This is a genomic window from Streptomyces sp. N50 (genome assembly GCF_033335955.1).
Lineage (GTDB): Bacteria > Actinomycetota > Actinomycetes > Streptomycetales > Streptomycetaceae > Streptomyces.
This window is the reverse complement of sequence record NZ_CP137549.1, coordinates 2,691,498-2,704,629: the sequence shown is the minus strand read 5'-3', so window position 1 is coordinate 2,704,629 and position 13,132 is coordinate 2,691,498. Positions and strand designations below refer to the sequence as shown.

Here is a 13,132-nt window from a genome sequence, read left to right as displayed (position 1 = left end):
CGCGCCGAAGGGGCATCACGGCTCGCGTGTCACCGGGCTTGCCCGCACCTCGTACGCCGCCACCCGCACCGAGGCGTCGTCCAGACACTCCCCGGAGATCAGGTCGAACCGCTGCTTGAGCAGCGGCGACGCGACGAACGGGCGGCCCTGGTGCGTGCCGGTAAGCCCTCGGGAGAGCACCGCCGCGCCGCTGAACGGATCGCGGTTGTCGATGCCGTAGAGGGTGCCGGAGCGGTCGCGGAAGAGGGCGACCTGGGAGCCGTCGGGAAGTAGGGCGGCCACTCCGCGGCCGGGGGTGAGCCGGTTGAGGTCGCAGACCGTGAACCAGCCTTCCGTCAGCCGGAGTTGGACCTTCAGGTCGGTCGTCTCGGGAGCCAGGGTCATCGCTGGGCGCTTCCTTCCAGGACGTCTGCGGGCTGCTGGGGCCGCATGCCGATGGTCAGCAGCGGCAGGTCGGGCTTGATCTGGTCACGCTCGGGGACGAAGCCGACGACCGGGTCCGGGGTGTCGGGCGCGTTCACGAAGGACACGAACCGGGCCAGTTTCTCGGGGTCGTTGATGGTCGTGGCCCACTCGTCGCGGTACCCGGCGACATGCGCGGCCATCAGCGACTCCAGCTCCCCGCAGATACCGAGCGAGTCCGCCACGACCACATCCCGTACGTGGTCCAGGCCGCCCGGAATCCGCTCCAGCCACACGCTCGTACGCTCCAGCCGGTCGGCCGTACGGATGTAGAACATCAGGAACCGGTCGATCAGGCGCACCAGTTCGGCATCGGAGAGGTCCTTCGCGAGGAGGTCCGCGTGACGCGGGGTCGAGCCGCCGTTGCCTCCGACGTACAGGTTCCAGCCGGTGGCGGTGGCGATGATCCCGAAGTCCTTCGACTGGGCCTCGGCGCACTCGCGGGCGCAGCCGGAGACGGCCGACTTGAGCTTGTGCGGCGACCGCAGACCCCGGTAACGCAGCTCCAGGTCGATCGCCATCCGGACCGAGTCCTGGACGCCGTAACGGCACCAGGTCTGCCCCACACAGGACTTGACGGTCCGCAGGGCCTTTCCGTACGCGTGGCCGGACTCGAAGCCGGCGTCCACCAACCGGGCCCAGATCAGCGGGAGTTGCTCCACCCGCGCGCCGAACAGGTCGATGCGCTGGCCGCCGGTGATCTTCGTGTAGAGGCCGAAGTCGCGGGCCACCTCGCCGATCACGATGAGCTTCTCGGGGGTGATCTCGCCGCCGGGGACGCGCGGCACGACCGAATAGGAGCCGTTCTTCTGCAAGTTGGCGAGGAAGTGGTCGTTGCTGTCCTGGAGCGCCGCCTGTTCGCCGTCCAGGACATAGCCGCTCGCGCCGATCGTCGGGGCGAGGGACGCGATGATCGAGGCGACTGTCGGCTTGCAGATCTCGCAGCCGTCGCCGCCCCGGGCGCCGTCACGGCCGTAGCGATCCAGCAGATCCTGGTAGGAGTTGATCCGCAGGGCGAGGGCGATCTCGTACAACTCCTCGCGGGTCTGCGCGAAGCAGCCGCACAGGCCCTTGTCGACCTCGACGCCGTTCGCCTCCAGCTCGGCGGTGACCAGGTGGCCGAGCACCTTGACGCAACTCCCGCAGCCCGTACCGGCCTTGGTGCACTTCTTCACCTCCGGCACGCTCGCGCAGGAGTGGTCCGTCACCGCGCCGCGGATCGCGCCCTTGCTGACGTTGTGGCAGGAGCAGATGACGGCCGCGTCGGGCAGCGCGGACGGACCGAGCTGGACGGCGCCCCCGGAACCGGCGGGCAGCACCAACTGCTCGGGGGAGACCGGCGGTACGGACCCGGTGAACGCGCGCAGCGTGCCGTACGCGTCCGCGTCACCGACCAGGATGCCGCCCAGCAGCTCGCCGCCCCGGCCGATGACCAGCTTCTTGTACGTCCCCGCCCGCGCGTCGGAGTAGACGACGTCGAGGCAGTCCGCGGTCGCGCCGTGCGCGTCGCCGAAGGACGCCACGTCCACGCCGAGCAGCTTCAGCTTGGTCGACAAGTCGGCGCCGGTGAAGGCGGATTCGTCCTGAGCGATGGTTGCGGCGGCGGTCTCCGCCTGCTCGTAACCGGGCGCCACCAACCCGTACACCCGGCCGTCCGCCGCCAGCGCGCACTCGCCGATCGCGAACACGTGCGGGTCGGTGACCGTACGGCACTGCTCGTCGACCGTGATGCCGCCGCGCTCACCGACCGACAGGCCACAGTCGCGGGCGAGTTGGTCGCGGGGGCGGACACCGGCGCTGAACACCACCATGTCCGTGGCGAGTTGGGAACCGTCCGACAGCTTCATGCCGGTGACGGCACCCGAGGCGTCCGCCACGATCTCCTGGGTACCGGTCCCCGTGTGGACCGTCAGTCCCATGTCCTCGATGGTGCGCAGCAGGGCCGCGCCACCGCCCGCGTCGACCTGCACCGGCATCAGCCGCGGCGCGAACTCCACGATGTGCGTGGCCAGTCCGAGTCCCTTGAGCGCACCGGCGGCTTCCAGCCCGAGCAGCCCACCCCCCACCACGGCACCCGTGGTCGCCCGCGACCCGGCGTACTCCTCGATCGCGAGCAGGTCCTCGATCGTGCGGTAGACGAAACAGCCCTCGGCATCCTTGCCCGGGACCGGCGGCACGAACGGATACGAGCCGGTGGCGAGGACGAGCGTGTCGTACTCAACTGCCAGGCCGGAGCGGGCGGTTACGGTCCTCGCCGACCGGTCGATCGTCTCCGCCGGGTCGCCGATGTACAGCTCGATCCCGTGGTCCGCGATGAACTCCGCGTCCGTGAGCGAGAGTTCCTCGGGTGTGCGGCCCGAGAAGTACGAGGTGAGCTGGACGCGGTCGTAGGCCGGACGCGGTTCCTCGCACAGCACGACCACGCGGTGCGTCGCCGTCAGGCCGCGCTCGGCGAGCGCTTCGAGGAAGCGCTGACCGACCATGCCGTGGCCGACGAGCACGATGGTGGGCACGGTGGACACCACACGCGGATTCGAGGTCATGCCCAGGAGCCTGCGACGCCGGTGTTACCCGACCGCATCCCACCTGTTTCCCGCGAGGAACCTTGCCCTCAGCGGGAGCGCGCGGGGGGTGTGAGGGTTCGGCGCGCGCGCCGGGGGAGGAGCGTGAGGTTCGGTTAACCGAACCCCCGGGTCCCGTGCAGGCACCATCGTGTGCGCCGGGCGGCGGCGGAAAGCTGGAGACATCGGTTCACAGCAGTTCACACGGGCTGCGCCGACACCCGTACACCGACTCCACGTCACCGACTCATGTGCAGGGGGATGCACCATGACCACCACCCGCGATCTGCCCACCCGACCGCCCGCCCCGGACCCGACCTCCGTCCACGCCTGGAACCTCGTCCGCGCACCGTTCACCGCCACCACCTGGCGCCGCACCGCCTACGCCCTCCTTGCCCTCCCGCTGGGCCTGGCCTGCATCCCGCTCGCCCTCCTCGGCGCCCCCACGGCGCGCTGGCAGCGCGGGCTGGTCCGCCGCTTCCTGGACACGGAGATCTCGGGCACAGCGCGCGCCGGCGGCCTGCCCCACGCCCTCCTCGCCACCCCGCTCAACCTGATCACCGCGTTCATCACGCTCTACGGCTGGGCGATCGTCCCCATGAACCTCGGCTGGCCGCTCCGTGCGGGCGACGACTACTCCAGCGCCTGGGGCGGTCCGACCTTCGCCGGAGCCTGGGCCTTCCACGCGGTGATCGGCGGCATCGGCTTCCTCCTCCTGATGCCGTGGGTGGTGCGCGGCCTGACCGCCGTGCAGGTCCGTGTCGCCAGGGCGCTCCTCTCCTAGGTTGATCCCATGCCGAGCCTCCGCTCCCGTCTCCGGTCCCGCCTCCGCTCCCTCGCCACCGCCACCTTCGGACGCCCCGCCCTGGCCGCCGTCCTCTACGGCGTGCTCGCCTTCCCGCTCGCCCTCGTCGGCTTCTTCCTCACGCTCGTCGGGCTGGTGTTCGGCGGGGCGCTGTCGGTGACCACGCTCGGCCTGTGGCTGCTGGCGGCGACCGTGCGCGGCGCGCTGGCGCTGGGCGCGCTGCAACGGGGGCTCGCCCGACGGATGCTCGGCCTGGACATCGAGGAGCCGGGAGCGCCGGGCGGCAGCGGGATCCTGGGGTGGCGGCGCGGAGTGCTGCTCGACCGGTCCGGCTGGCGCGCCGTCGGCTGCGCGCTGCTGACGCCGTTCACAGCCGTCTTCGCGTACGCCGCCGTCGTCATCGGATACGTCTACGGCGTCCTGCTCACCCTCCACCCGCTGTTCAAGCGCTGGAACTACAACACGGTTCACGGCACCGACGGCTCCACGGACCGCCACGTGTCACTGGAGTTCTTCGGCCACCAACTCGACTCCTGGCCACGCTGGTTGATCCCGCTCGCGGCCGGTCTGCTGTTGCTGGCAGTCGCCCCGCTCCTCCTCCGCTACGCCCTCGGCCCGCACCGCGCCCTGCTGTTCGTGCTGCTCGGCCCCGACGCCGCGACCCGCCGTATCCGCACCCTGGAGGAGACCCGCGCCCGAGCCGTCGACGACGCCGCGCAGACCCTTCGCCGTATCGAACGAGACCTGCACGACGGCACCCAGGCCCGCCTCGTCGCCCTCGCCATGCACCTCACCCTGATCCGCGAACTGGTCACCGCAGGCGCCGAACCCGACCGCGTCCTCACGGTCGTGGACACCGCGCAGGGCAACGCCACCCAGGCCATCACCGACCTGCGCCACCTGGTCAAGGGCATCCATCCGCCCGTACTCGACGAGGGACTGCACGCCGCCCTCACCACCCTCGCCGCCGACAGCGCCCTCCCCGTCACCCTCACCACCGACATCGGCACCCGCCCCACCCCGGCCGTCGAGACCATCGCCTACTTCTGCGCCGCCGAACTCCTCGCCAACGCCACGAAACACGCCCACGCCACAGCGGCCACCGTCGACGTCACCGCCCGCGACGGCCTCCTCCGCCTCCTCGTCACCGACGACGGACAGGGCGGCGCGCTGATCGGCGCGGGCTCCGGCCTGACCGGCCTGCTGGCCCGCGTCCGCACGGTCGACGGCACACTGACCTGCGACAGCCCGCCCGGAGGCCCTACGGTGGTCACGGTCGAACTGCCCCACACGTGCCCCACTTGAGCGGACCCGATCGGAGCGGCATGCGCGTCGTCATCGCCGAGGACTCGGCCCTCCTGCGCGACGGCCTGGTCCAGTTGCTCCAGCTCCGGGACGTGGAGGTGGCCGCAGCGGTGGGCGACGCTGAGTCCCTGCTGACCGCCGTCGCGGCCCACGCGCCCGACGTCGCCGTCGTGGACATCCGCCTCCCGCCCACCCAGACGGACGAGGGCGTACGCGCGGCCGTACGCCTACGCGACCGGCACCCCGCAACAGGCGTCCTGCTCTTCTCCCAGTACGTCGAGACGACCCACGCGGCCCAACTCCTCGGAAACCCGGCCGGGTTCGGGTACCTCCTCAAGGAACGGGTCGTGGACATCGGGGAGTTCGTCGGAGCGCTGGAACGCGTCGCGGCCGGCGGCACCGCACTCGACCCCGAGGTGGTCGCCCAACTCTTCGGCGCCGCACGCCGATCCACCGCCCTCGACACCCTCACCCCGCGCGAGCGGGAGGTCCTCGCCCTGATGGCGGAGGGCCGTACGAACCACGCGATCGCCACCGCGTTCACGGTCTCGGAACGAGCCGTGGAGAAACACGTGGCCAACATCTTCGCGAAGCTCGACCTGCCGCCCTCGGAGACGGGAAACCGCCGGGTACTCGCGGTACTCCGCTACCTGGAAACGGCCCGCTGAGGCCGGCCGAAGCTCACCACCCGCTCAACGGTCGGAGTCCTCCGCGTCCCCGTCCTCGCGGGCACCCCGGCACGGCACGTTCCTGGTCCTAGCGCTCACCGTCGTGCGATCGACCGGGTTCGGCCCGGTCCAACTCGCCCCGCGCGTCGAGTTCGTCCAGGACCGCCCGGTGGATCCGACGCCACAGCCCGCTCGTCACACGGAGCGGTCCCGCCGCCCTGTGGACGGGAGTTGAACGACGGCGACAACGGAGCGGCCAGCTCCCGCAGACCATCAGAAAATCCCGAACTCATCATTCACACTCCGGGCAGGATGCCTCTGTGCATCACATCCTGTGCGGGCTCGCCGCCAATCCAGCCCTGTCGTCCGAGCTGGTCGACCGGCTGATATCCATCGCGGACGACGACATCGCCATGGACCTCGCCTGTCGTGCGGACCTCAGCCGCGCACAGGCGGTCGCGTTGGCCGAGCGCGTCGACGCGAGCGCGGTGCGGCTCGCGCACGAGGGTCGGCTGACCGCCGCCGACGTCGATCCCTCTGTCTGGCCGGATGCCGCCCTCGCCCTGCTCGACCACGGTGTCGGCCGCCCGGAGTGGGCGCGTCTCCTCGCGGCGGACCCGGGCCGTGAGCGCCGGGAGAAGCTGGCCGCCTCCCCCGGCCTCCCGTCCGACGTGGTGGACACGCTCGCGGCGGACCCGGACGTACGTGTCGTCGCCGAACTCGCGTTGTGGACCACCCCGGACGTGGCCGCGAGCCTCGCCGCGCATCCGCACGCCGAGGTACGCCGCGCGGTGGCGGGCAACGAGGCGACACCCCCCGCCGTACTGGCGGCGTTGCTGACCGGAGAAGGGCTGCCTGCGGCGCGACGCTGCCTGGTCTGTGACCGCGAGGAGACCCCCTTCGTTCACGATCGGCAGTGCCCACGGCTCGACTGCGATCTACCGCCGGGCGCCTCCTGCGACGGCTCCCACGAGTCCACCGTCCATGACATGCGGGAGGCGGCACTGCGTAACCCCGCCACCCCCGTCGAAGCCGTCGTCGGTTTCGTGGACCATCCGTCGATGCTGTTGCGCTGGGCGCTCGCCGCCCGCCGGGACCTGCCCCGGCAGGCGTGTGCACGGCTCGCCTCGGACCCCGTTCCCGGTGTGCGCGCCGACCTCGCCGAGAATCCCGTGATCGACGATGCCCTGATCCGTGTGCTGGCCGGTGACCGCGACCCCGACGTGCGCCGCAGGCTCGCGCACCATCCCCGCGTGCCGCTCGACGTGCTCACCCGGCTGGCCCGAACTGCCAAGATCGGCAACACCCTTCTGCCCCGTATCGCCACCGCTTCTCCCGCCGAGGTGGAAGAACTGGCCGAGTCATCGGACCCTGCTGCCCGCATGCTCGTGGCCCACCTACGAAATCTGCCACCCGGGATACGTGACCGTCTGGCCGACGACCCCGACGCGAAGGTGGTCAAGGCCCTCGCTCCGCACCCCGGCCTCACCGAAGCGCAGTTGCGCGCCATGGTCGACCGGCACGGCGTCCGCGTTCTGGCCAAGGTGGCGACCAACCCGGACGCACCCCCGGCACTGCTGGAGGAACTGGTCCGGCACAGTCCGACGGTGCAGAAGGTGTTCCGTGAGGTGGCCCGGCATCGCGGAGCAACGGCCTCGGCCCTGCTCGTCTGCCTCGCGGACAGACAGGCAAGACCCGTAGCCGCCCGCCATCCATCACTCCCGCCACCGGTCGTCGTAGAGTTGCTCGCCGACGCGGACTGGCAGGTAGTGGAGGCAGCAGCAGCCAACCCGTCCCTGCCGCTTGCCGTGCTGTCCGATCTGGTGTGCCCGCAGTGAGAGTTCCACCCGCGGCTCCGCCGCGTGGGCGCGACCAGCCACAGCGGACCCGCAGACGACACACGGCCCTTCCCCCGAAGCCCCTACCGACTCCCACTCAGGTGCGCGAACACGACGACATTCCCCTGATACCCCGTCGCCCGCGAATACCCGCCCCCACACGTGATCACCCTCAACTCGGGCCGCCGCGCGGCCCCGTACACCTTCTGATCCGGAAACCGGCTCGCCTGGTACACCTCGACCGCGTCCACCGTGAACAGCGCGACGCTCCCGTCCAACCGGTCCAACTCGATCGTGTTGCCCTTCTTCAGGGCACCGAGGTCGTAGAAGACGGCAGGCCCGTCGGCGTTGTCGACGTGGCCCGCGACGACCGCCGTGCCGGTCTCACCGGGGGTGGTCCCGGCCTCGTACCAGCCGGCGAGGTTCTTCTTCGCGGCCGGGGGCACGTCCAGGCTGCCGGCGCTCGTCAGTTTGAGGCCCATCAGCGGGGCGTCCACATGGATGGCCGGGATACGGATGCGGTCCGGCGGCGACGGCGGCAGCGCGCGGGCCGCGGTGCGCCCGGCGACCGGGTCGGGCCGGCCCTCGGCGGCGGACGGCTGCGGCGGAGCGTTCGTATCGGAACCACTGGTCAACAGCCACGCGCCGGTGCACAGCGCGACCACGGTGACGGCCCCTATCGCGGTGTTGCCGAGACGCATTGCGCACCCCTCTCCAGTAACTGGCCCCGCGCCCCCTCCGAGCCACGAGGGGCGTCGGACCCGGAGGGGGACGGGACGTGCGGTACCGGCGGACGGACAGCGGAGGGTGTCCGTCAGAACCTGTCGCCTCTCGCCCGGCGATGCAGGAGCCAGGTACCGCCCGCGGCGGCGACGGCGAGAGCCGCCACGCCGGCCGCGGTCTGCACGGGGTCGGGGCCCAAGGCGCCACCGACCCCCGTCTTCACACTGCCCCGCGGCTGCACCTGCTGCCGCATCGAGGCCAGTGTCACCATCAGATCGCCGCTGACCTCGCGGCCGTCCGTGCACTTCGCGACGATCTCGTACGTCCCCGGCTGCGCACTCGGCGGCACCTTGAACTGCCCGATGGCGTCGCCCTCGTGCGCGCTCGGCGCCAGCGTGAACGTGCCGGCGCCCACCGCGCTGGCATCACCGGCGGCCGTACCGTCGTCGCCGCACGCCGCCGTGTTCACCGTGACGTCGCCGCCCGGCACGGCGTTCGACGGGAACACCTCCAGACTGCCCCTCTCGCCGCCGTAGGCCGGCGCGGTCGCGAGACCCGCGGCGGCCACGGCGAGCGCGGTGCCGGTCAGCAGACGGGCGGTACGACGCATCGGTGCTCCTCCGAGCTGTGGTTGGCTGCCCTTCCGAGGTAAGTGGCACCGGGCCGAGCCCGCTTCCTGAGCGAGCGTCAGAATTGCGGTGAATGGGTGTCAGAAAGAGCCTCAGACACGCCTTCTCGACGCTGTTTCAGCAGGTCATAGCGGTACGACGGGTTACGCCGAAATCCGTCCCGGAGAAGAACCCGAAGAGCGCAAGCCGCGCGTGTGAACGGGTGACCGGTCACCGCCGGCGAAGCCGGGGCCGGCCGCCCTTGACCTCAAGAATGGTTGAGGTACGACGCTGCCCGTATGGACACCGACATCACCCCCACGCAGCCGCTCACCGTGACCGTCGTCATCGGCAGCAACCGCCACGGCCGCTTCGGCCCGGTCGTCGCCGACTGGCTCCTCACCCACGTCCGCGACCACCCCGACCTCACCCTCCAGGTCGTCGACGTGGCCGACACCGGCCACCTGCCCACGACCCTCGCCCCGACCCCGGAGGCCACCACCGCACTCGCCGGCATCACCCCGAAACTGTCCTCCGCCGACGCCTTCGTCGTCCTCACCCCCGAGTACAACCACTCCTACCCGGCCGGCCTCAAGAACCTGATCGACTGGCACTTCACCGAGTGGCGCGCCAAGCCCGTCGCCCTCGTCTCCTACGGCGGCCTCGCGGGCGGCCTGCGCGCGGTGGAGCACCTGCGCCAGGTCTTCGCCGAACTCCACGCCGTGACGGTCCGCGACACCGTCTCCTTCCACAACGCGGGCGCGTCCTTCGACGACGACGGCCGCCTCAAGGACCCGTCGGCCCCGGACGCGGCGGCGAAGGCGATGCTGGACCAACTGGTCTGGTGGGGAAGGGCGTTGAAGGACGCGCGCCAGGTTCGGCCGTTGGTCTGACGAGAAAGGATCCAACGAGAACAAGGGTCCAATGAGAACAAGGATCCAACGAAAAAAGGGGCGGCCGACTTTTGTCGGCCGCCCCTTCACACCACCACGGGGAGGTGTCAGAAACCGAAGACGCCCTCGAACGTGCCACGGTCCCAGTCGTGGTCCGTCTTGGTGGTCGAGGAGTAGACGGGGCCGACGTGGTCGATGACACCGGCGAACATGGTGTTGTCGACGTGCCCGGAGCCCTGCGAGCCGGTGCCCTGGACGAGCGCGCCGTCGTCGTGGGGGAACGGGCCGTTGTCGTGGGCGAGGGCGGCACCCGCGCCACCGAGCAGGATGCCGACGGCGAGGACGGACGTGGTCAGGGCGGAACGCATACGCATGACTACTCCAATGATCTCTGGATGACGCGCCGGAAAACGGGCACGTCGGGCCGGACAACCCCTAAACGATCACTGGAAACGTGGTGCCACCTCCATGACGCCACGTGGATCACCCGATGATTCACTCGAACGGGACCCCGAACCGCGCCATAAGAACCGCACCGCCGGAGCATGCATCCCGGCATGAGTGTGGACAAGGCGTACTTCACCGTCGGGGCCACCGTGTCCACGTACGACATCGACGCGGACGCGGCCGACCCGGCGCAGGACTGGCAACTGGGCGCGGCCTGGGGCGGGTTGCCGTCCGGCTGGGAGGACGGCGTCGACGCGGCCGTCGATCTGGGCCAGGACCATCTCTACGTCTTCCGGGGCACGGAGTACGTCCGCATCCCGTTCGCCACCCAGACCGTCGACGACGGCTACCCCCTCACCACCCGCGACAACTGGTCCGGCCTCTCCTTCGACACCGTCGACGCGGTCATGAACTGGTCCGACGGAAAGCTCTACTTCTTCAGCGGCCCGCAGTACGTCCGCTACGACATCGCCGCCGACCGCCAGGACCCCGGTTACCCCAAGCCGATCGCCGACGGCTGGAGCGGCGTCACCGCAGACTGGATCGGCGACGGCATCGACGGCGCGCTCAACCCCGGCAACGGCCGGGCGTACCTCTTCAAGGGCACCGAGTACGTGGCCATCGACTGGCACACCAAGAAGCAGGAGGACGGCTACCCGCTCACCACCGCCGACCAGTGGCCCGGCCTGACCGGCCCCTACGACGCGATCTGGTCCAACGCGGCCACCACGCCACCGAGTTCGCCGCCGAGTTCGAGCAGGGCAGCTCAATTCCGGCTCTCCTACGGCGAGTTCGCCACCGCCAGCGAAACGGCGACCGGTGTCCCCGCACTGGTCACGCTCGGCCAGGCGGCGCTGGAATCAGGCTGGGGCACGGCAGCCCCCGGCAACAACTTCTTCGGCATCAAGGCGAAGGCGAGCGACCCGCCCGAGAGACGTCAACTGCTGCGGACCCAGGAGGTGTTGGACCGCCCCGACGTGCAGTTCCCCGAGGTCATCTCGGTGACACAGCGCCCGGACGGCAAGTACCTGTACGTCGTCCGCGACTGGTTCCGCGTCTACGTGACCCCCGAGGAGTCCTTCACGGCCCACGGCAACTACCTCCGGAACAACGCCCGTTACGCGCCCGCGTTCGAGCACACCGACGCCCCGTACGCCTTCGCGAGGGCGGTCGCGGACGCGGGGTACGCGACCGCCACGAACTACTACGACTCCCTCGCGTCGGTGATGCGGAGCATCGAGGCCGCCGCCTGAGCCGCGTCGAAGTCGCCCCACGTGCGCAGGGTTCACTTATCCGGGTGAACAGGCCGAAGTCGCCGTATAGGTGTCATATGACCCGGGCAGGACGGGGTCATGGGATACCAACTGGGGGATCTGGGGCGGACGTTCCGCGACCAGATGTACAACGTGCTCACCGGCGGCGACGGCAGCGTCCCGCCGGCCAAGTCCAGCTTCATCACCTGGTGCATGCCCGGACTGCCGTACCAGGAGGCGGACTTCGCGTTCGCCGCGCAGGGCATCGGCACCGGCGCCACGGCGGCGGAGGACAAGCTCCTGCTCCAGCAGGCGTACAACTTCTCCTCGCTCATCGACTTCATCCCGGACGTGACCTCGGCGTACTCGTCGGACCGGCAGGACGGGGTGTGGCGCAACGCGAGCGGCGCGCGGCTGAGCGAGATCTACGGCCAGATCCTCAAGTTCTCCAAGGTCGTCGACGATCAGCTCAGCGACGACCAGAAGGCCAAACTGGACCGGTTCCGGGGCCTGTTGAGGGTGACGCGCACGGTGAAGGACATCGTCACCGAGCAGGAGAAGCAGGTCACCGAGGACAGCCCCATGCTCAAGGCCTACAAGGCGTGCATGCAGGCCTACGTCACGGCCGCGCTGTCGTACAACAACAAGCGCATCGCCGCTCAGGCCGCCATCGGGGAGTCCGGCAAGCAGGCGGTCGCGGACTGGGCGGCCAACGCGCAGCTGTACTCGATGCAGGTGGCCGCCGCGATGGACGACTGGACGTCGAGCGGGTACCGCAACGAGGTCGAGGAGATCAACGCCTACATCGACCAGACCACCGAGAAGTCGATGCTGCTGTGGAAGCGCAACCTGGAGCGCTTCTACGAGGAGGCGAACACCAACGCGCTGGGCCCCGGCCAGTCCTTCTACTACACGACGGTCGTCCCCGGTGACTTCGCGTCCTCGAACGGCTGGACCGCGTACTCGATGTACCACCAGATGGTGGACTCCCACAGCCACTACGAGACGACGTCCTGGTCGGCGGGCGGCGGACTGAACTTCGGCCTGTGGAGCGCGAGTTCGGGCGTCACCTCCAACTCCCAGGACTACAGCGAGAATTACCAGGTCGACGACTTCTCGATGTCCTTCGAGATGGCCCAGGTGCAGGTCGTACGGCCCTGGTTCTACCCGGAGTTCCTGGAGAACCGCGGCTGGGACCTGCGCCAGGGGCAGGGCTGGAACTACGACCAGATGCCGTCCGACGGCGGCAACCCGCCCCAGGGCCGCTTCATCGGCTATCCGCTCCAGGCCCTGTTCATCAGGAACCTCACCATCCATTCCGCCTCGCTGGCCCAGGCGTTGCAGACCCACCAGAGCTCCGTGTCGGTCAACGCGAGTGTCGGCTGGGGCCCGTTCACCGTGAAGGGCAGCTACAGCCACTCCGAGTCGGACCAGCACTTCCACTCCGAGAACGACGGCGCCACCATCACCGTCCCTGGCATGCAGATCATCGGCTTCGTCAACCACCTGCTGGACAAGACACCGAACCTGCTCGACGGCCTCGACCCCGACCAACTCGTCTAGGGCGGC

Annotated in this window: 12 protein-coding genes; 7 read left to right on the top strand and 5 right to left on the bottom strand. The window is 70.1% G+C overall.

The features are described from left to right. Nucleotides 1–15: 15 nt before the first annotated feature. Nucleotides 16–384, bottom strand: coding sequence for a nitrite reductase small subunit NirD (nirD, locus tag R2B38_RS11810; protein WP_318016193.1), 369 nt, complete (start codon nucleotides 382–384; stop codon nucleotides 16–18). Next, a complete protein-coding gene (nirB, locus tag R2B38_RS11805) occupies nucleotides 381–3,005 on the bottom strand; it encodes a nitrite reductase large subunit NirB (RefSeq protein ID WP_318016192.1) in 2,625 nt (874 codons plus the stop codon). Before nirB ends, nirD begins: the two co-directional genes overlap by 4 nt. A gap of 286 nt (nucleotides 3,006–3,291) precedes the next feature. Between nirB and R2B38_RS11800 the strand changes: the two genes are divergently transcribed. The 4 genes from R2B38_RS11800 to R2B38_RS11785 all read left to right on the top strand — a co-directional run bounded on the left by R2B38_RS11800 (nucleotide 3,292) and on the right by R2B38_RS11785 (nucleotide 7,639). After that, nucleotides 3,292–3,807 carry a hypothetical protein gene (locus R2B38_RS11800; protein ID WP_318016191.1) on the top strand — a complete coding sequence of 172 codons (516 nt, stop codon included), beginning with the start codon at nucleotides 3,292–3,294 and terminating at the stop codon, nucleotides 3,805–3,807. A gap of 9 nt (nucleotides 3,808–3,816) precedes the next feature. Further along, nucleotides 3,817–5,133: a sensor histidine kinase gene (locus tag R2B38_RS11795; protein ID WP_318016190.1), complete on the top strand. Its 1,317-nt coding sequence runs from the start codon at nucleotides 3,817–3,819 to the stop codon at nucleotides 5,131–5,133. A 20-nt stretch (nucleotides 5,134–5,153) separates the two neighbouring features. After that, nucleotides 5,154–5,801 carry a response regulator transcription factor gene (locus R2B38_RS11790; protein WP_318016189.1) on the top strand — a complete coding sequence of 216 codons (648 nt, stop codon included), beginning with the start codon at nucleotides 5,154–5,156 and terminating at the stop codon, nucleotides 5,799–5,801. Nucleotides 5,802–6,121: 320 nt separating this feature from the next. Next, nucleotides 6,122–7,639, top strand: coding sequence for a hypothetical protein (locus R2B38_RS11785; protein ID WP_318016188.1), 1,518 nt, complete (start codon nucleotides 6,122–6,124; stop codon nucleotides 7,637–7,639). Between the two features lie 83 nt (nucleotides 7,640–7,722). Here R2B38_RS11785 and R2B38_RS11780 read toward each other — a convergent pair whose 3' ends face one another. Together R2B38_RS11780 and R2B38_RS11775 are read right to left on the bottom strand one after the other, a co-directional pair. Continuing rightward, a complete protein-coding gene (locus tag R2B38_RS11780) occupies nucleotides 7,723–8,340 on the bottom strand; it encodes a class F sortase (RefSeq protein ID WP_318016187.1) in 618 nt (205 codons plus the stop codon). Between the two features lie 113 nt (nucleotides 8,341–8,453). After that, on the bottom strand, nucleotides 8,454–8,972 hold the full coding sequence (locus R2B38_RS11775) for a hypothetical protein (RefSeq protein ID WP_318016186.1): 519 nt from the start codon (nucleotides 8,970–8,972) through the stop codon (nucleotides 8,454–8,456). A gap of 297 nt (nucleotides 8,973–9,269) precedes the next feature. Between R2B38_RS11775 and R2B38_RS11770 the strand changes: the two genes are divergently transcribed. After that, nucleotides 9,270–9,863: an NAD(P)H-dependent oxidoreductase gene (locus R2B38_RS11770; protein ID WP_318016185.1), complete on the top strand. Its 594-nt coding sequence runs from the start codon at nucleotides 9,270–9,272 to the stop codon at nucleotides 9,861–9,863. Between the two features lie 107 nt (nucleotides 9,864–9,970). On the opposite strand, the gene R2B38_RS11765 is transcribed toward R2B38_RS11770, so the two are convergent. After that, nucleotides 9,971–10,237 carry a hypothetical protein gene (locus R2B38_RS11765; protein ID WP_318016184.1) on the bottom strand — a complete coding sequence of 89 codons (267 nt, stop codon included), beginning with the start codon at nucleotides 10,235–10,237 and terminating at the stop codon, nucleotides 9,971–9,973. Nucleotides 10,238–10,420: 183 nt separating this feature from the next. Here R2B38_RS11765 and R2B38_RS11760 point away from each other — a divergent pair, with 183 nt between their 5' ends. Continuing rightward, nucleotides 10,421–11,563 (top strand): hemopexin repeat-containing protein, encoded by a 1,143-nt coding sequence (locus tag R2B38_RS11760; protein WP_318016183.1) that lies wholly within the window; start codon nucleotides 10,421–10,423, stop codon nucleotides 11,561–11,563. A gap of 99 nt (nucleotides 11,564–11,662) precedes the next feature. Further along, nucleotides 11,663–13,126 carry a hypothetical protein gene (locus R2B38_RS11755; protein ID WP_318016182.1) on the top strand — a complete coding sequence of 488 codons (1,464 nt, stop codon included), beginning with the start codon at nucleotides 11,663–11,665 and terminating at the stop codon, nucleotides 13,124–13,126. The last annotated feature ends 6 nt before the right edge of the window (nucleotides 13,127–13,132 follow it).

What these genes read in the sequence shown, in the direction of transcription:
- nirD (WP_318016193.1), bottom strand. Translation starts at nt 384, where the DNA reads ATGACCCTGGCTCCCGAGACGACCGACCTGAAGGTCCAACTCCGGCTG.
- nirB (WP_318016192.1), bottom strand. Translation starts at nt 3,005, where the DNA reads ATGACCTCGAATCCGCGTGTGGTGTCCACCGTGCCCACCATCGTGCTC.
- R2B38_RS11800 (WP_318016191.1), top strand. Translation starts at nt 3,292, where the DNA reads ATGACCACCACCCGCGATCTGCCCACCCGACCGCCCGCCCCGGACCCG.
- R2B38_RS11795 (WP_318016190.1), top strand. Translation starts at nt 3,817, where the DNA reads ATGCCGAGCCTCCGCTCCCGTCTCCGGTCCCGCCTCCGCTCCCTCGCC.
- R2B38_RS11790 (WP_318016189.1), top strand. Translation starts at nt 5,154, where the DNA reads ATGCGCGTCGTCATCGCCGAGGACTCGGCCCTCCTGCGCGACGGCCTG.
- R2B38_RS11780 (WP_318016187.1), bottom strand. Translation starts at nt 8,340, where the DNA reads ATGCGTCTCGGCAACACCGCGATAGGGGCCGTCACCGTGGTCGCGCTG.
- R2B38_RS11775 (WP_318016186.1), bottom strand. Translation starts at nt 8,972, where the DNA reads ATGCGTCGTACCGCCCGTCTGCTGACCGGCACCGCGCTCGCCGTGGCC.
- R2B38_RS11770 (WP_318016185.1), top strand. Translation starts at nt 9,270, where the DNA reads ATGGACACCGACATCACCCCCACGCAGCCGCTCACCGTGACCGTCGTC.
- R2B38_RS11765 (WP_318016184.1), bottom strand. Translation starts at nt 10,237, where the DNA reads ATGCGTATGCGTTCCGCCCTGACCACGTCCGTCCTCGCCGTCGGCATC.
- R2B38_RS11760 (WP_318016183.1), top strand. Translation starts at nt 10,421, where the DNA reads ATGAGTGTGGACAAGGCGTACTTCACCGTCGGGGCCACCGTGTCCACG.
- R2B38_RS11755 (WP_318016182.1), top strand. Translation starts at nt 11,663, where the DNA reads ATGGGATACCAACTGGGGGATCTGGGGCGGACGTTCCGCGACCAGATG.